The organism is Paenibacillus sp. 01T443 (assembly GCF_056398325.1).
Genome location: NZ_JBFTPE010000014.1, coordinates 111,508 through 129,221, shown reverse-complemented (window position 1 = coordinate 129,221; position 17,714 = coordinate 111,508). Strand labels below are relative to the sequence as shown.

Annotated in this window: 17 protein-coding genes; 4 read left to right on the top strand and 13 right to left on the bottom strand. The window is 47.1% G+C overall.

Annotated elements, in window-relative coordinates; translation table 11 throughout:
* Nucleotides 1-71 precede the first annotated feature (71 nt).
* Nucleotides 72-758: a class I SAM-dependent methyltransferase gene (locus AC1DLI_RS24380; protein ID WP_477607071.1), complete on the top strand. Its 687-nt coding sequence runs from the start codon at nucleotides 72-74 to the stop codon at nucleotides 756-758.
* A gap of 11 nt (nucleotides 759-769) precedes the next feature.
* Here AC1DLI_RS24380 and AC1DLI_RS24375 read toward each other — a convergent pair whose 3' ends face one another.
* The 4 genes from AC1DLI_RS24375 to AC1DLI_RS24360 all read right to left on the bottom strand — a co-directional run bounded on the left by AC1DLI_RS24375 (nucleotide 770) and on the right by AC1DLI_RS24360 (nucleotide 5,244).
* Nucleotides 770-1,384: a class I SAM-dependent methyltransferase gene (locus AC1DLI_RS24375; RefSeq protein ID WP_477607070.1), complete on the bottom strand. Its 615-nt coding sequence runs from the start codon at nucleotides 1,382-1,384 to the stop codon at nucleotides 770-772.
* Between the two features lie 24 nt (nucleotides 1,385-1,408).
* Entirely contained in the window at nucleotides 1,409-1,960 is a 552-nt protein-coding gene (locus tag AC1DLI_RS24370; RefSeq protein WP_477607069.1) for a class I SAM-dependent methyltransferase, read from the bottom strand.
* A gap of 85 nt (nucleotides 1,961-2,045) precedes the next feature.
* The gene (locus tag AC1DLI_RS24365) at nucleotides 2,046-3,494 is read right to left on the bottom strand and encodes a DEAD/DEAH box helicase (RefSeq protein WP_477607068.1); all 1,449 of its coding nucleotides are present in this window, start codon (nucleotides 3,492-3,494) and stop codon (nucleotides 2,046-2,048) included.
* 229 nt (nucleotides 3,495-3,723) lie between these two features.
* Nucleotides 3,724-5,244, bottom strand: a complete 1,521-nt coding sequence (locus tag AC1DLI_RS24360) for a methyl-accepting chemotaxis protein (protein WP_477607067.1) — start codon at nucleotides 5,242-5,244, stop codon at nucleotides 3,724-3,726.
* A gap of 258 nt (nucleotides 5,245-5,502) precedes the next feature.
* On the opposite strand from AC1DLI_RS24360, the gene AC1DLI_RS24355 reads away from it, so the two are divergent.
* Nucleotides 5,503-7,740 carry a GDYXXLXY domain-containing protein gene (locus AC1DLI_RS24355; protein ID WP_477607066.1) on the top strand — a complete coding sequence of 746 codons (2,238 nt, stop codon included), beginning with the start codon at nucleotides 5,503-5,505 and terminating at the stop codon, nucleotides 7,738-7,740.
* A gap of 74 nt (nucleotides 7,741-7,814) precedes the next feature.
* Here the strand turns inward: AC1DLI_RS24355 and AC1DLI_RS24350 are convergent, their stop codons facing one another.
* Nucleotides 7,815-8,276, bottom strand: a complete 462-nt coding sequence (locus AC1DLI_RS24350) for a hypothetical protein (RefSeq protein ID WP_477607065.1) — start codon at nucleotides 8,274-8,276, stop codon at nucleotides 7,815-7,817.
* 82 nt (nucleotides 8,277-8,358) lie between these two features.
* Nucleotides 8,359-8,697 carry an MGMT family protein gene (locus tag AC1DLI_RS24345; protein WP_477607064.1) on the bottom strand — a complete coding sequence of 113 codons (339 nt, stop codon included), beginning with the start codon at nucleotides 8,695-8,697 and terminating at the stop codon, nucleotides 8,359-8,361.
* Between the two features lie 478 nt (nucleotides 8,698-9,175).
* On the opposite strand from AC1DLI_RS24345, the gene AC1DLI_RS24340 reads away from it, so the two are divergent.
* Both AC1DLI_RS24340 and AC1DLI_RS24335 read left to right on the top strand, forming a co-directional pair.
* Nucleotides 9,176-9,616 (top strand): DUF1641 domain-containing protein, encoded by a 441-nt coding sequence (locus AC1DLI_RS24340; RefSeq protein ID WP_477607063.1) that lies wholly within the window; start codon nucleotides 9,176-9,178, stop codon nucleotides 9,614-9,616.
* Between the two features lie 36 nt (nucleotides 9,617-9,652).
* Nucleotides 9,653-10,834: an NAD(P)/FAD-dependent oxidoreductase gene (locus AC1DLI_RS24335; RefSeq protein ID WP_477607062.1), complete on the top strand. Its 1,182-nt coding sequence runs from the start codon at nucleotides 9,653-9,655 to the stop codon at nucleotides 10,832-10,834.
* A 78-nt stretch (nucleotides 10,835-10,912) separates the two neighbouring features.
* On the opposite strand, the gene AC1DLI_RS24330 is transcribed toward AC1DLI_RS24335, so the two are convergent.
* The 7 genes from AC1DLI_RS24330 to AC1DLI_RS24300 all read right to left on the bottom strand — a co-directional run bounded on the left by AC1DLI_RS24330 (nucleotide 10,913) and on the right by AC1DLI_RS24300 (nucleotide 17,699).
* A complete protein-coding gene (locus tag AC1DLI_RS24330) occupies nucleotides 10,913-11,767 on the bottom strand; it encodes a GGDEF domain-containing protein (RefSeq protein ID WP_477607061.1) in 855 nt (284 codons plus the stop codon).
* A 500-nt stretch (nucleotides 11,768-12,267) separates the two neighbouring features.
* Nucleotides 12,268-12,630 (bottom strand): hypothetical protein, encoded by a 363-nt coding sequence (locus AC1DLI_RS24325; protein WP_477607060.1) that lies wholly within the window; start codon nucleotides 12,628-12,630, stop codon nucleotides 12,268-12,270.
* A gap of 54 nt (nucleotides 12,631-12,684) precedes the next feature.
* On the bottom strand, nucleotides 12,685-13,881 hold the full coding sequence (locus AC1DLI_RS24320; RefSeq protein WP_308999265.1) for a ParM/StbA family protein: 1,197 nt from the start codon (nucleotides 13,879-13,881) through the stop codon (nucleotides 12,685-12,687).
* A 274-nt stretch (nucleotides 13,882-14,155) separates the two neighbouring features.
* Nucleotides 14,156-14,812, bottom strand: coding sequence for a glycosyltransferase (locus tag AC1DLI_RS24315; protein WP_477607059.1), 657 nt, complete (start codon nucleotides 14,810-14,812; stop codon nucleotides 14,156-14,158).
* Nucleotides 14,813-14,876: 64 nt separating this feature from the next.
* Nucleotides 14,877-15,434 carry a pyridoxamine 5'-phosphate oxidase family protein gene (locus tag AC1DLI_RS24310; protein WP_477607058.1) on the bottom strand — a complete coding sequence of 186 codons (558 nt, stop codon included), beginning with the start codon at nucleotides 15,432-15,434 and terminating at the stop codon, nucleotides 14,877-14,879.
* Nucleotides 15,435-15,477: 43 nt separating this feature from the next.
* Nucleotides 15,478-15,957, bottom strand: coding sequence for a transcription elongation factor GreA (gene greA / locus AC1DLI_RS24305; RefSeq protein WP_477607057.1), 480 nt, complete (start codon nucleotides 15,955-15,957; stop codon nucleotides 15,478-15,480).
* Nucleotides 15,958-16,037: 80 nt separating this feature from the next.
* Nucleotides 16,038-17,699 (bottom strand): extracellular solute-binding protein, encoded by a 1,662-nt coding sequence (locus AC1DLI_RS24300; protein WP_477607056.1) that lies wholly within the window; start codon nucleotides 17,697-17,699, stop codon nucleotides 16,038-16,040.
* Between the last annotated feature and the right edge of the window lie 15 nt (nucleotides 17,700-17,714).

The following is a 17,714-nucleotide window of genomic DNA, read 5'->3' as shown; positions in this document are numbered from 1 at the left end:
TACGTACACCTTTATGCTGGGGAGGTATTAAGAGGTATTATTCCCAAACCAATTAAAGGAGGGCTTATCAAATGCCGGATCATAACGCCATTTATATGAATGAAGCAGAGCGCTATCATGAATTAATCGCGAAGCAGCCGAATTTGAAACCGATTATTGAAGCCATCATACCGATTAAAGGATTGGAAGTCGTTGACCTAGGAGCCGGATCTGGCAGGCTGACAACTGTGCTGGCTGAAGAGGCTGGATCGGTTATCGCACTCGATGCGCAGGCAGCTATGCTGCGAATTACTGCAGAGCGTCTGAAGCACGAGGGACATACGAATTGGAGCACGAGAGTCGCGGATCATCGAAGCTTGCCTTTGGAGAATCAAAGCGCGGATTTAATTGTATCGGGATGGAGCATTTGTTATTTAGGAAGCAATGAGCAGCCGGATTGGGAACTTAACATTCGGCAGGTTATGAGCGAAATCAAGCGCGTGCTCCGTCCGGGCGGAACCGTTATTCTTTTTGAAACGATGGGGACGGGCTTCGAAACGCCAAATCCCCCTAGTTTCTTAATTCCCTACTACACTGCCCTGGAGAAGGACTATGGATTCTCGCACCGCTGGATACGAACCGACTATACGTTTGACAGCACGGAGCAAGCGGAGCAGCTGACTCGCTTCTTCTTCAGCGACGAGCTGGCTGACCGGGTAGCTGCGCAGAAGCTCGTTCATCTGCCGGAATGCGCAGGGATCTGGTGGCTCCAGCTGTAGGCTGTTAATCGTCAGCCGGGCTTTTGAATGCACCAGGTCGTCATGCACCGTTTGCCCGCTACGATGACCGTTTTGAGCGGTTCATACCATTGCCCGTTCAGCTGCTCGGTCAATCCTAGTATCCGTTCCTCGTTCACAAGAAAACGTCTGCTTCCGTCAGGAAGCAGATAGCGCCCATCGCCGATTGGCTGCATACTGGACTCCATGCCGATAGAAGACGCCAATCGTGCGAAAAGCTTGCCGCCAGGTGCCAGCACGCGCCAAAGCTCATTCACCATTTGCTCAAAATGAGCTTCATTGTCCGCGAAATGCAGAACTGCGCTGCTGATGACAAAGTCGAAGCTTGCATCCGCAAAGCTCATCTGCTCGACAGGCTCAACCCGTGCCTGCTCCGACGTCCAATCAGTCGCATAGGTTGCTCCCAACCTCTGAACCTCTAAAATAGCCGCCTCCGAGCGGTCGATCGCGTAAACCTCATAGCCGCTGCGAAGCAAATAGACGAGGTTTCGTCCGGAGCCGCAGCCTGCATCGAGAATTCGCATCTCCTTCGTTATTCGCCCTTTCATCAGCTGATCGAACAAATAAATATCAATCTCGCCAAAAAGCTCCTTCAGGTCCGTTAACATAAGATCGACCCGCTTTCCTATTCATTAATAAACCTCGTAGAGGTATATCTTGGTGCGATAGATGTCGCGGCATATAATCACCTGCTCTGGCTCCCAATCCGGAAGCGCGAAGCAAACGCTGATCACATATGCGCCAGGCTTTAACTGCTCCCGAAATACCGTACTTAACCGCCGCATCGCCCCCGGATAAAGGTAACACACAACCCTATCCACATCCCGGTACGAATATGTGTATAAATCACCCCTAATAAACGATACAGCAGTCCGATTTTCGAGTTTGGCGGCCAAAAAAGATATCCACATGGGGATAACTGAATTTTCTATGCCGATGATCCGCCAGCCCTTGCAGCTTCTTCCGATCTGCAGCGCAAGCGTCCCCCAGCCTGATCCCGCCTCCACCATGATTCCACGGCCCGGCAGCCGTTTCATCAACTGGGCGATCTCCCGCCGCACAGGCGCCGATGCAGGCATGGGAGAAATCCCGTTTCGCCAGCTTACATAAACGATGGATAGCATGGCAGCCAGCATCACTGCTGCCGCCACAAGCATTACAGCCTGATAGACGAAGCTTTCCATAATAATCTCCCGACCTGTATTCAGGATGCCTGCAGCTGCCTGATAATCTTCCTTCGCCCCCGGAGCTGCGCAGCATCCTCTAGCTTTAAGACTTATTGCCTCTGCGAACCTTAAGCTGCTTGCCCTTAACCGTCGTATTTCGCATAACCTCAAGCACCAGCGACCCCTTGCCGTTCAAAATCTCAACATCCGTCACGTTATCCAAAATCGTAATAATCCCGATATCATCGGCGGATACGCCTTCAATTTTGGCAATCGTTCCGACGAAATCAACGGCTCTAAGCTTCTTCTTCTTGCCTCCGTTAAAATTCAGCTTCATAATCTGCTTATTTAACTGTTCGCGCTTGTCCTTTTTGAGAACCGGTCCGATATTAAGCTTCTGCTCAAAATCCTCACGACGAAGATCAACAGCCTCTTCGGAAGGCGCCTTTGCTTTATTAATGCTGAATCCAATGTAGCTCTCTATTTCGGCTAAGCGTCTTGCATCCTTTGAAGCTGCGAAGGTGATCGCTTTGCCGGTCTTGCCTGCTCGTCCGGTTCTTCCCGTACGATGGACATAGCTCTCCTTCTCCAGCGGGATATCAAAGTTAATGACATGCGTAATATTCGTAATATCGATGCCTCTCGCAGCCACGTCCGTTGCAATAAGATAACGGAATTGCCCTCTCCGGAATGCGTTCATTACTTCAAAGCGCTCATCCTGCTCCATTCCGCCGTGAATGCGGTCGCAAGGATAGTCCAGCTCTGCCATTTGGCGGAATACCTGATCCACGTTTTCCTGGGTGCGGCAAAAAATAATGCAGCTATCCGGGTTTTCAACAATCATCACATCTTGCAGCAGGGAAAATTTATCCGTTTCCTTCACTTCGATAACGGAATGCTCGATCGTTGCTGTCGTTAGCCCCTCCGCTTTTATCTCCACTCGCTCTGGGTCGTTCATATATTTTTGCGACAGCTTCGCAATGTCATCCGGAAACGTAGCCGAGAACAACATCGTCACCCGGTCTGTCGGCAGCAGCTCGATAATGGACTGTACCTGCTCGATAAAGCCCATATTCAGCATTTCATCCGCCTCATCAATGACCAGGTACTTAATGCGCTCAATAGGAAGCGTGCCCCGTTCGATATGATCATGGACGCGGCCGGGCGTTCCTACGACCATATGCGTTCTTTGCTTGAGCTCCGCTTTCTGAACATGAAAAGGGGCTTTTCCGTAAACAGCCATCGATTTAATCCGTTTGAAGCGCCCGATATTCGTAATATCTTCATTTACCTGAAGGGCAAGCTCCCTTGTCGGCGTAAGCACAAGCACCTGAGGCTTGTTCTCATTCCAGTCGACCAGCTCGCATAACGGAATGCCGTAGGCTGCTGTCTTGCCGCTGCCCGTTTGGGACTTAACGACCAAATCCTGCTTCTCCAGCGCTACCGGTATGACTTCACGCTGCACCTCTGTGGGCGTTTCGTAACCCAGGCTCGTAAGTGCTCGAACAATTTCATCACTCAGGGAATAATCCGTAAAGTTTATTTCACTCATCTATATACCTCTTCTACATTTTATTAGTTATTTCATTCGCACTCTTAAGGATAGCACAATAACTACCCTTTGGATCCCTTTATTGATCTAGTATGTTCAAACACGCTTCTTATACAGTCGGAGCAACGTCAAAAACTTTACAAAACAACAACCCTGAGGCGCCTGCGCTTTAAATCAAATAAGAGACAAAAGCTCCTGACATCAACTGTCAGGAGCAAATCGTTCTTCCTTATTCCGCTGCATTGCGCAAATTCAATTCGGCTTCCTTCACCCGCTCCATACTGCTTTTGTTACTCAGCAATAAGGTCTCGAGCGTCGCGGAGAGCTGTTCAAGCGTAGCAGAGGCCTCCTGGCTAATGGAGGCTAGGTTAGTGGTAGAATCCGCAATAATTCCGGAAGATGAGCTAATTCTATGCATCAAACTTCCATAACCGGTTGTCAGCGCATTAAGCTCCGCAACGGCACTTGCTATAGATTCAAAGGACTGCCTTGTGTTCTCTGTTATCTCATGGCTCTCATGCACTCTGCTTGCAGCTTGGCTCAGCTTGCTGCGCGTTGCTTCTGACTGGCTGGCAAACTGGGTAAGCTGATCGCTTATGGAGATGGCAGCCTGGGCAGTCAAATCCGCAAGCTTGCGGATTTCCGCAGCAACAACGGCGAAGCCTTTGCCGTGCTCGCCGGCCCGCGCGGCCTCAATGCTTGCATTGAGGGATAAAAGGTTGGTTTGATTGGCTATATCCCGTATCGTTGCGCTGAATTGGCTCGTTTCCGCTAAGCGGTCAATGAGCAAAGACGTTTCCTCGTTCACTGACTCAATATCGCGCGTAAAAGCAGTGTTTGTATCCGACAGCTTCGACATGCGGCTCTTGCCTTGTTCTGCCTGCTCGGCAGCATCGCTTGTTTTGCTTAGCAAATCGTCAATGGAATCGGACATTTGGTTAACCAGCACATTCATATCTTGGATCGAGTCGCTGATCGCTAATGTAGAATCCACTTGATCTGTCGCGCCGCGGGATATTTCCTGAAAAGCAATATTCATCTCCACGAAGGAGTAATTATTGTCCTCGCCAGCCTCCGAAACGCTCTGCAGATGCGCGGATACCGCATTTACATGGTCCAAGACGCTTTGCTTCTGGTTCTCCTGCAGCTGAGACAGCCGCTCCGCTTGCTCGCGTGCTGCCTCCATACTTTTCATCATCCGCATCGTTACGCTAATGAGACCAAAGAGAAGCCCTGCAATTAATATATAAAGAATAATGTAAGTAGGGATGGAAGCTTCATCAAGCTGGAGCTGCTCTCCCTGTCCGATCAATATGTATAAAAGCTCAGTAAAGCCTATTACAAGCCCTAGAATAAACGGCCACAGCCTCATGAAAGTAACGCAAACAATCAGCAAATAAAAAATTGAAAACGTATTCGAAATATTAGGTGACTGAAGAATGGAGGAGAAGGAATTGATAGCCGAACCGATAATGGCCACATATGAAATATAAGGAATGAGCTTGCGGGAAAAATAGAAATACGCATAGACGGCTGTTGTCGCGAGCTGCAGGCCAATGATCGTAATGGTGCCATAATCAACCTTCCCTTGGCCGATAAAGGCCAGGATGCTTAACAACGTGATAACCAGGGTAAAAGATAGTGCAAGCAGTACGACAAAATTTCGCCTAACCATGTCGCGGTCCCGCTCGGATAATTGCTCGTCCTTCTCTTTAACAGCGCTGCGAAGGTCCTTAATGATGTTGATCATGATAGCCGCCCACCCCGATATGTAATCTTACCTATTTGAATAAACCGTTTAGTAGTCTATTCGTACTATTATTATAAAATCGTTGTTGAAAATTGTCGATTTAAATATTTATTGGCAGGTAAACGTCTTTATTGGGGTATTTTATGGCGCGGCAGATCGCTGCTTCCAAGAGCAGTACTACAAAAAGTGAGTACTAGTTCGCTTTTGATTGGGTCATTATAATACAAGACATACCAACCAGAAAGGCATGTGAGTCCAATGCTACGATTAAACGTTACACGTGTCGGCTTCCTCATGGGCGTGTCTCTGCTCCTTGCTTCCATCATCTACTTTTTCGCTGCCAATTGGGGCGGTCTCGCCCGTGCCGATAAGATTCTCGCCTCCGCAGGAATCATGGTCCTGTTCTATGGCGCATCCTTCATTTTTTCCAAAATGAAAATCATGCTCGGACATCACTCTTTTTTGTCCGCTATTTTTCTAGTCGGCGGCTGTATCTCGTTTGGCGTTGCCGTTGCCCTGCTTAACCAAATCTATAATTCTCATGCCGACAACTACGAGCTCTTTCTCGTCTGGTCGATTCCGGCTCTGCTGCTGGCTTTTATTACACGCTTTAATCCATTCTACGTATTGGCTTATACGCTGGTCCATTTGACGCTGTGGCAGTACTTTTTTCCGAGCTCCCTTTATATCGTCCGCAGTGACAACGAGATTGGGCTGATCGGCTGTATGTTTGCCCTCATCAATCTCATCTTGTTCGCAATAATAGAAGCCAAACGATTTTCTTCCGCACCTCTGAAATTCGTAAGCTTCATTGTCTTCCATATTTCACTGCTCTATTTAACGAACTCCACGCAATTCGAGCTGTTTGGTCCTTGGATGAATATCGTGAGCGTGGCTGCAATCGCAATTGGTTTCTATTACTTCATCAAGGTTCGTTTGGATAAGGTCATGCTTACGCTTAATGCGCTTGCCGCATCGGCTTTTGCAGTATTTAAATTTCTGGAGCTGCTGTCGGAGCATGCTTCAACTACCTTTTTTGTTCTCGGACTTCTCTTTGTAGCTGTGCTGCTGACCGGAAACTTCTTTTTCTTCCGTTTCCTGAATAAGCTGGATCCGCATGAAGCAAGCACGGTTAAGCAGGAAGAAATTCCGCAGGCCGAAGCCCATCATGGCACCCTTGTCGGTAAAATCGTCTCTGCTACCGTTACCGTTATCGGCGTATTAATTGGCAGCATTTCTTTAGTTGGCTTAGTTTTTCTCGCTTCTGATGGGGTAGAGCCGCAGCATGTGCTATTTGTTATTTCTTTGCTGTTTGTGCTTCCCATGCTTCTGCTGCCCCGCCTAAACACCGTTATCCGTTACACGGTGCTTACGATCGGATATGCCGCAGGGATAATTGCGATCGCATGGATCGACTTGGCAGGTTTAACCTTGCTTTTCTTAGCCGTAACGGTGGCCGGTTGGTTCAGGCTTCATGGACGGGCACAGCATTTCTTCATCTATTCTTTAATCAATGTGAATATGGCAATTCTGCTCTTCCAGCTGTTCGAATACCTCCAGCACGCCTATTCTTTTATCGTGCTTATCTTGACAGCACTAAATGCCGTCATCTACGCAAGCCACCATTTGCTCTCTGAGGGGGCTGCTCATAGACGGCATCTCCGTGAATGTGGATTGTTGTTCATGCTGCTGCTGCTCTTTTGGCTTACATTCATGGAGGATTTATTCCCTTATTCGTATGAGCTGTTTAATCTAATAAATTTCATCGTCGTGACCGTTCTAGCCTTTCTGTTTGTCCGCCGCGGCCAAGCACTCGAAGCGTCAGTCAGCTTAGTGTTTTGGTTTCTGTACCTGGCGTACAAATATTACGATTTGTTCTGGACGCTGTTTCACAAGTCGGTTACCCTTGCCTTGTTAGGCTTACTTGCCATTGCGGTTACGTATTTCTTCGCTTACCGGACACGCGCGAGTGTGCCCGAGGATGCCGACGCGTACAGGCATCTGCTGCGCAGAAGCCCGATTTTAATCGCCATTGTTGTTGCTCTGCAGCTTGGATACGTTGGATACCATGCGGCAACGAGCGAAGCGTTACTCTCCAGCGGCACTTCTGTTAAGCTGGCCATTAAGCCGCTGGACCCGAGATCACTGCTTCAAGGTGATTATGTACGGCTCAACTACAGCATTTCTACGCCGCCAGCAAGCATCACTGAGGAGTTGGAGGCGCAAGGAAGCGCAAGGCGAATCAAGGTTGTGCTTCTGCAAGGTGATAATGGCGTATACGAACTTGAACGTTTATACAAAGCCGGAGAATCGTTAACTGGCAAGGAGATCGTTATGAATGGCACCTCGAACGGCTGGGATAACATCTACTACGGAATTGAAACATATTTTGTCCCCGAAGGCACTGGCGTCGAGACCGAACGAAATGCTCATTTTGCGTATGTAAAGGTTGGCACAAACGGCGACGYGCTCCTTGAACGATTAAGCAAAGATTAAAGTAACCGGCCTTAATATTTTCAAAAAAATAGCAGGACGTATCCGGCCCCCATGCCGCATACGTCCTGCTATTTTTATAAATAGGTCAGCTTGCTCAGATCCGGAAACTCCTCCAAATAACCGTTTCGCTCCAGCTCCATCAATGCTTTGCGAATGCTTTGCTCGTCTTCCCCCGATTGGTCCGAGAGCGCCAGCAGCCCAGCCAGCGTAATATCCTTATGTTCCTTGCAATAGGTTAGCAAGCCTTTGGCTGCCCAGGATAAACGGTCATCCTGGAATTCCCCGATCATTTTGCGGAATACTTTATGTGGAATTAACTGCTCGTTTACTAATGCCTGCATGGCCTTTATCGCATGCTTTGTCGTCATACGGCCCTTCTTAGCAACCTCATCTATGGTGAGCGAAGCGGAATCGGCGGTGCTCGAGCTAAGTACGATATAAATCATTTGCGAATAGATATCCAAGCTCGGATTATAAAAAATTTCGGTAGAAACAGTGAAGTTTCGTACGTTACCAGGTGCAATGTCAGTGGTCATGGTCTTTCTCTCCCTTCCGATTGGTATATACCATAATAAAGGTTCGGATACGGGGTTTCAATTTAGGCTTTATTAGAAAATGTTAATCGTATCCGTCTTTGCCTTCGAATTCAATGACAGGATGATAACGGTATTTGTCTAATTCGACCCGGCCATCCTCGCTCGTTTTAACACCTTCTGCGTTTAAGTAAAGAATCTGCATATAGCGGGCTTCTTCATCCATGATTGCTATTTCGCCCTTTGCATTAACTACTCTGTGCCAGGGAAGATTATGAATACTGCTTAGCGAATGAAGAATTCGGACCACCTGCCTTGCGCCCCTGCGGCTCCCGGCATGCTCCGCGATTTGACCGTATGTCATAACCTTTCCTTCCGGAATGGCTTGTATGATGGCGACGACTCTCTGCGTAAACGGCTGCATGGCTCTCACTCTCCTTATGTTCATCATTTCCACATATTCATGAGGGTTCGATTGGCTCCTTCCATCATACCTTATTGAAGGGGCTTGAGCGCTGATCAGGAATTGGATGAAAGCTGGTCAATTGATCAGGCATCACCCAAATAGCCAAAAATTAGTGTGAAAATAGACAAAATGTTTGCATTCCTCTGTTCCCGATGACAAATTGCAATATTTTTTTGCCAAAAGTAATAAATTTCTTTTTAACTTTTTGTGAAAACGATGTAGAATAGAAACAAAGGGTTCAATCCGATTTCGTCATACTCGCTAACTCATCCTTCTCCAAGAAACATGGGTAAGGCTGTTACTAACGCACAGTCGTCTTTTTGAAGAACTATGTGAAAAGTGTAACAAACTTTATGGATGTTCACTCACTTCTAGCGAATGACACAATTGAGACCATAACTTACTTTCAAATTAGCGTAAAGGAGGACATTCTATAATGTCACAACCATCTGCTGGACAAGAGGTCGCAGCTAGCCTCGCTGAAGAAAAGCAAACGTTAGATGTACTTGATCAATTAATGAGGCCGGAGGTTCAACAGTCGCTGACTGTGCTCGTGGACAACCTTCCGAAATTGGCTGAAATGGTAACACTAATGACCAAAGCTTATGATTTCGCACAAAACATTGCTACAGACAAAGTATTGATCAACGATTTCGCTCAAGGTATCGGTGAATTCGTCAAACCGGTTCAAGAGAAAGCAAAAGGTATCGCAGCTGCAGCAATTGAGGCTGGCGAGCGCTCACAAGAAACGGCTAACACTTCTGTTGGCTTGTTCGCTATGTTGAAAATGTTGAAGGATCCGGAAGTTCAAAAAACGCTGCGCTTTGCACAAGCTTTCCTTAGCGTACTGTCTGAACGTAAAAACGAAAAAGCATAATACACTGATTACGCATAGAACGAACGGAGGATGAACATGTCGAAGCAAATTTTAATTCTTGGTGGAGGTTACGGCGGTCTTCTTACTGCTCTAACGGCCCGCAAGCACCTGACTGCAGCAGAAGCCAGCATCACAATCGTTAACCGTTTCCCTACTCACCAAATCATCACTGAGCTGCACAGACTTGCCGGAGACTCAATCGCTGAGCAAGCCGTTGCGCTGCCGCTGAGCAAGCTTCTTGGCGACAAGCAAGTGAATATCATCGTTGATTCGGTGAAAGAAATTAAACCAAACGAAAAACAAGTTGTTCTTGCGAGCGGCCAAGTACAGAAGTACGATACGCTTGTTGTTGCCCTGGGCAGCGAAACGAACTACTTCGGTATCCCTGGTCTGGAAGAGAACAGCCTTGTTCTTAAATCCGTTGCCGATGCTAACCGCATTCGCAAGCATGTTGAAGACCGTCTTGACGCTTACAAAAAATCAGGTAACAAAGCAGACGCAACGATCGTTGTTGGCGGCGGCGGCTTGACTGGCGTTGAGCTTGTCGGCGAATTCGCTGACAGACTTCCAGAGGTTTGCCGCAGCAAAGGCATCGACTTCAATGATATTTCGTTGTATTGCGTAGAAGCAGGCCCTGCCGTTCTGCCAATGCTCCCGAAAGTATTGATCGACCGTGCGGTTACAAGCCTTGAGAAACGCGGCGTAAACTTCATTACGAGCGTAGCAATCACTGAAGCAGCAAAAAGTTCCGTATCGCTTAAAGACGGACGCACTATCGAATCCAGCACAATCATTTGGACTGGTGGCGTAAAAGGCAATCCGGTTGTCGGCAGCAGCGGCCTTGCAGAGGACCGCGGCCGTTCAACGGTTACGCCTACTCTACAATCGACTTCGCATGCCGATGTATTCCTTGCCGGCGACTGTGCAGTCGTATTCCCAGAGGGTGGCGATCGCCCTTATCCTCCAACAGCTCAGCTTGCTTGGCAAATGGGCGAAACGGTAGGCTACAACCTAGCGGTTCAAATCAAAGGCGGCGTAATGGATAAATTCGTTCCTGTATTCTCCGGAACGCTTGGAAGCCTTGGCCGCAAAGACGGCGTAGGAACAATCGGCGGAAACGCAACGCAGCTGAAAGGCTTGCCTGCATCCCTGATGAAGGAAGCAAGTAACATTCGCTACCTGTCGCATATCCATGGTCTATTTTCTCTCGTGCACTAATAAACACAACAAAAAGAAGGAGGGCTTGATGCCCTCCTTCTTTTTTTGTCCATTTTTTGCAAACAGCCATTCATAAGATTAGCCCACTTGTGCCTTGGTAATCTGGTTTTTTCCCGAATCCTTAGAGGTATAGAGCGCCTTATCGGCCAGCTGGAACAGCTCTTCAAAGGTCAAGCCGTTCCTGTCCGCATACGCGATACCGCCGCTGGTCGTCACTGAAATCTGTTTTCCCTCGTTTAGCGAGATCTCGGTTTGTTCCAGCATTTTACGCAAGCGTTCCGCTAATTCTAGGCTATCGTCTTCACTTCTCCCCTTTAGGAAAACCGCAAATTCCTCGCCGCCTACCCGGCCAACCATCCCAATGTCCGCATAAACCTGGATCAGTAAATTGGAAATCGTAATGAGTACCTGGTCACCGGCCAAATGCCCGAGTACATCGTTCACCTTTTTAAAATCATCGATATCCAAAAGCAGCAAAGAGAACGAACTGCCTGTCTCACCGAGCTGCTCTCTTGCCTTCTCGACAAAATGCCTGCGATTGAATACGCCCGTTAAACCGTCGATTGTCGCTTGCGCATACAATTTCTGTCCCGTTTCTCTGGCATGATGCGCTTCCTGTACCTTATATTCCATTGCTCTTCTAAGCCGATGGAAGACGTAGACGATTGCGATTAAACTGGACATAAACAGCAGCAAAACAAAGCTATGGATAAGCATAGACGTCGTAAACTGGTTATATGCGGCCTCACCGATTTCCTGTTTGCTCACGCTGTAGAGTTTGTTTCCGATATACACACCGTTCAACAGCAAAATAAAAGAGCAAACGATGAACATAAACCAACGATCGACATACATGCAAAATAACGTCGCTAAGGGAAATACAAAAGTAAAAGTAATGGGTGTTGTAGCCGTCATTAAAGTAAATACATACATGGTGAAAAAACCGCTAAAGGTGGAGATTCTTACATACCTTGTGAGTGGGTTATTCCTATAAAAAAATGTGCCGACAATAACTGAGATATTACCAATGGAAATGATCGGAATTACGAAAGAAAGCGGGCGAGTCCCTTTAAAATATTCAATCATGAATCCCGCTGATAAAATAAAAATCATGACCCAACAAATAATAATAACAATAAAATTTACAGCGCTTTCATAAAAAAATGGTTTTTGCTCGTTTATCTTCGGTTCTCCTCTCCATAAACATCCATCTATTCCTATATCGTATATGGAAATGGACGTCTTGTCACTGCATTTATACAGCATAAAAAATACCCAGAATAATCTGAGTATGAGAAGAAAAGTATTCCGAAGCACTGCCAAGTATTATCTTAGTTATACTCAGTAGTGCTTCGGGTTACAAGGTAATACTTGATATCACTTAGACCGTTTTATCAGGCTGAAGCGTGGATTTTATAAGTCCCTAACTCCGTTTAGCTCCATGCTTCAATGTCATCATCATCGATTTCTTCTTCAACAACCGGTTCCACTGGAGGAGCCGCAGGAGCTTCAGTTGCCTCTTCTGCCGCGGCTGCCATTTGCTCAATGCCAGCAGTCACTTGAGGACGTGCCTCATTTTCTTGCGGTATGACCATGGAGCTCTGCAGTCTGCTTCTCTCCATGGGTACGAATGCCTGCAAATTCCGGACACCGTTTAACGCGATTTCATTCTCTACCAAATAACGAAGAGAATCCATTAGATTCGACTGCGTATTCAACCACTGCATGACCAGAGGATCCTCTGTCTTTTTAGTTTTCAAGCTTATATTTTCACCGGGCAGCTTAGTCTTTTTCATTTCAATCACCTACCAGAATCCGTTAGAATATGCCCCAAATTAGCTTGAGGAGGCTTATACGGGTTGAACCGCCTTGTTTTTGAGCGCCTCATAAATTTTACCCCGCACAAAAGCATCAAGCCCCATCGCATTAAGCTGTACGGCATACTCAGCCGGAATATACAGCAGCTGCATTTCCCGCTCTGCGCAAAGCTCTTTAAGCTGTGCATATAAGACAGAGCGCATAAGAATACTTCCGCCCCCGTATACGCAGATCAAATCAATTTCGTTACGCGCTTTGGTCAGCTGTTTTTTGACATGCTGTACAATCTGCCTAACCTGGCTCTCCAGCGGTCTCTTAAGAGTCTTGAGCGCCCGTGCATGATACTTGTGCGCCGGGTTTTTGATCACGTCGCTGAAAAATTGACGCGGGCTGTCCGGCAAATGAATGAGTCGATTAAACTCTTGCAGCGCTTCTTCAATGGCATAGCCTGCGCCGTGGTGGCTGCCGTGAACGAATTGACGCAAAAACTTATTGCCTTCCGTGATCGGATATTCCGTAGAACCATCGCCGATATCTACGTGAAGAATACGCTTATCCTTAAAATAACTGCCGGTAAATTTCTTCTCGATGCCGTAGGATTGAAGGAAATCATCAAAGATATCCCCTTCTCTCCAGCTACCCGCCGCATCCTTCTGCAGGGTGAAAATAACCGGCGTAGCTTCAGGAACGACCTTAGCAAACGGGAATACGATTTTCACGGCTACGCGCTGAATGCCTAAGTGCACCGTTACATGATGCGTCCCCGTAGTGAAGCGCTTCTCGAACTTCGTAGAGGTCTCATCTGTATGTTGGGTAACTGGCAAAGCTGTTGCCATATCGACTTCCACATCGATTTGTTCAGGTATTTTTTTCTCTTCCTCATAAGCTTTCTGTACGGCCATGGCCGCAATTTGAGCCAGTGTATTGATAACTGGGAGATCCATATCGCTTTTTAGATCTATACCGATTTGAAGGTTGTCCAAAATTTCTCCGCTCTCCAGGGCAAATTTCCCGACATAATACATCGCCGGTCTTGCCGCAGGCGAATCAATCGTTACGACCAACTGGTCTTGTAAGTTTTTGATAAAGCTTTCCGGTGTTTGCTCCTCGCTCCAAGGGAGCTCGTCCACCGTGCAATTCACATTTGGCTGCTGGACCAGTTTACCGTCAATAATAAGATCATGCTCACTGTTTCCGTTATCGTTGCCTACAAAGAAATGAAAATTCATAATCGCTTTCCTCCTAGAAAAAGTTTTGGGAAACAAATCTAGCTTCCAATGATTGTTATTCAGCACAATGCATTCCTAAGTAATACTTTGCCATACTTAGTGTTAGTTTACATCAATCTAGAGTCCCATAGCTCATTAATCTTTTCTCATCTGTTTTTGTCGGAACCTGCTTATCAGACTCGTATATCCAGCAATGCTGTCGTTTTCGCCTATTTTCGCCATAAAAAAAAGCTAATCCGTCATTGACGAATTAGCCTTTTTTTACTAAATACCGCTAGTTGAATGTTTGCGGAAATTGCTTAATGATGCCTTCCGTGAGGGCATCCGAAAGCATAAGGATATGATCTTCGCCTTTATCGTAGGCCGCTACATCCGCATCCCAATTCTTTTGAAGCCTAGCCGCAACATCCTCGCTGAGCAGCTGCAAATGAACGTAAAGAAGGTCTTTGAGCACTTTCTCGGACCAATTCGGGTTCTTTTTGCTCAGAAATGCCGCAATATCATCCGCGTTTCTATGCCACTCTTTGTTGTATTTTGCTGCATCCGCTTGATTCCCGCTTGCTAAGGCACCTACTAATTGGCCTGCGATAGCGATATGCTCCTGCAGAAGCACAGTAAGCTCATTGCCTGTCGCCTCGCCATAAAACGGTTTGAAGCTATTCCCAATATCCTGCTGGTTTTTAAGCAGCCGCTTCAGCGTGGCATCCTTATCCTCGAGCCCTGACAATGCACTCACTATGTAATTTCTCGTCCATAGTGCATGTTCCATCCACAGTTTTCTTGAATCTTCTTTCAGCTTTACGGCTGCTGGGCTTGCATAGCCCTCATGACCGTGCCGATGATCCATCTCGATGGCTTGAACCCTTATCGGGGCGGAACTGGCCGCGACTGTCGCACATAAAATAGCGGCGATGAGAAATTTGCTCTTCATTGGTACCTTCTCCTTAATGATTCGAATGGAATAGCCTGTTATATTGTTAGCTATTCCTCGCAAATCATTCGTAAAGGGTACTTAAACTCGTTGGCATGCCGTCAATGCTCTTTTGATTCTTTTCTTTCCTGTATGACTTGAGGCCTTCTTCTCCCTGCTGTACCGCCCAGCGTTGCAGGGTGTCCCGCTCGCCGGTATACGACATAAATGGGATGGAGTAGCCGCAAGAGGTCTGCACCTTATGCACATCGATGTCAATGATCTGCCTCGCCCCCGGAATCGGCGTAAAGAGCGGATATAACTCCGCCCACTCCGGTGAGTCCGGCAGCACGACAGTGCCGGTGCCGTATAGTCTCATAATGTTTGGCGCTCCGTCGAATGCGCAAAACATGACCGTCACTCTTCCGTTTTCTTCAAGATGCGCGCTTGTTTCATTGCCGCTGCCTGTCAAATCCAGATAAGTAACGCGATTAGCGGACAAAATTCGAAGCGAATCATGTCCTTTGGGCGAAAGATTGATATGCCCTTCTGCCGATAGCGGAGCCGAACCAACGAAGAAAATATGCTGCTGGCGAATAAACGCCTCATGCTGAGGTAACATGGCTTCAAATTGCTTTCCCATTTTGCCCTCACCCTTTTCAAGAGGAATGAATGATTACGTTGCTTTAATTTGCTCTGATTTCCAGAAGCTCATATTTAATAACGCCCATAGGCGCGTTGACGCTGATGATGCTTCCTACGCTTTTTCCAAGAAGCTCTTTGCCTAGCGGGCTTTCATAGGAAATTTTATTTTCAGCGACGTCCGCTTCTTCCGTGCCAACAATTTTGTACGTAATTTTCTCTGAAAACTCAATGTCATTTAAGATAACGGTCAAGCCGATATTGACCTTAGAGAGATCAAGGCTATCCGCTTCGATGACACGGGCTTTTTTCAGCATTTTAGTTAGTATAATAATTCTAGTTTCCATAAATGACTGATCGTTTTTGGCCGAATGGTATTCACTGTTTTCCTTTAAGTCGCCGTAGCTAATCGCTAATTTAATCCGAGCGGCCAATTCCTTGCGCTTTACGTATTTCAAATCGTCCAGCTCGGCTTGCAATTGCTCTAAGCCCTCTTTGGTTAAAATCACTTCGTCGTTCGACATTTAAACAGCTCCCATTTGCTTTCTTCCTCTAATCTTACCCTATATTTCAAAAATAAGCGAAAAGCGATGACTTCCAGCTGTCATCGCTTGTTGTATCTATCGAGTGCCGTTTGTTGAATTTCAATGGCTCGCTCTATTTTTAACAACTTGATTTGAGCCGCATAATCGTCAAAGCTGTCCACTGGTTCAATGCCTAGAATAATTTTTAAAGACATTTCGTCGACAAGCGTCGTTACATCGAGCATGATGGCTGACAGTTCCGTGCTTTCCTGTTCCGTCTTCGGAATTTGCGGCAGCATGTTGCGATCCGCATCCGTATTAGACCAGATTTTAACCGCGTCTTTCTGCTCCTTCAGCAAATAGTACTGCTCGAGATACCGCCTATCTTGAATAAAAGGGCCAAAATAGCTGGCACGGTTGTACATGGCAAGCGCCTGCGAGGGAGCAAGCTTATCGGGATTCCGCAAAATGATATCTGTATATTGGGGGTATCCGTCCTTCAACTCATAGCTAACACCCTCAATGCCGAAGTTAAAGAGCAAATGTCCCTCTGGGCTGTAACCAAAATCCAGCATCCGCGTCGCTATCTCCACGTTTTCGCTCTTGCTAGATATGGCCACGCCGCCGCTTCCCATATAAGCATGGCTTCTTTGTCCGAATTTCGGCTTTTCGCCCTTATGCAGCACAGGATAAGGAGCCGGAACAAACTGTGCCTGTGGCACCGTCTCTTTCACACTGGGCTGCCAGGTACCGATGCCCGCGCCGGCATTCCATATGCTCGCCCCGCTTCTGCCGGAAATCATGTTGGAATCAAGCGTTTTGGTGTCAACGGTAGCCATATTCTTATCGATTAAGCCTTCCGCGTACCAATCACGGAATAATGCCAAAAACGTTTTGTACCCCGCTTCCAAAGGTCCATATTTCACATGGCCCTGATCCAAATAAAAGCCTTTCTTTATGCCGTAGGCACCGACAAAAGCGCCGCTTTCAATTCCGAACAGCGGGTTCGGCACGCCTAAGAAGGTTAGAGGCGCTTCAATGCCCATCTTCTCCTTAAAGGCTTTTAATACCGTATGCCAATCCTCAATCGTAACCGGAACTTGAAGACCCAGCTCATCCAACCAGTCCTTGCGTACGATTGGCCCCTGATAGGTACGGAGCTCGTCATCCCCTTGAATGAACGGAAATACATAATAGCTGCCGTTATCCGTTTTGATTTGTTTATCGATTTCAGGATGCTCGCTTAAATATTTTTTTAAATTTGGCGCATATTTATCAATCGCATCATTTAAACGCAGGATATAACCGTCACTAATTGCTTTCTCCGGTCCGCCGGGAAAGCTGGCCCAGTCATATTCCAGCATATCCGGCAGCTCGCCGGACGCCAGCAGAACATTAATGGCTTCCTTCGCCTGATTCGCCGGCGGCTGAATGAAATCCAGCATCACACCGGTGCGGCGCTGCCACTCTTGAAAGAAAGGAACATCCTGAAAGCTTGGCTTTATGCTGCCTGCGTTGCCATTTAGCTCCGCCCAATAGGTCAGCATCTTGGTGGTTTCAATCGGATAAACGCCTTCGCCTTCATTCCCGGCATCTGCCGTTTCACCCGTTTGCGGCTTCTTCGGTGGAGGAGCCTCCCCCTCTTCCGATCCATTCGCATTGGAATTCGTACAGGAAGTGCACAAAATCGTTAGAATGAGCAGCAACCAAAGAACGTATACGAGCTTCCCCTGTATTCTCATTTCCTAAAGCACCCC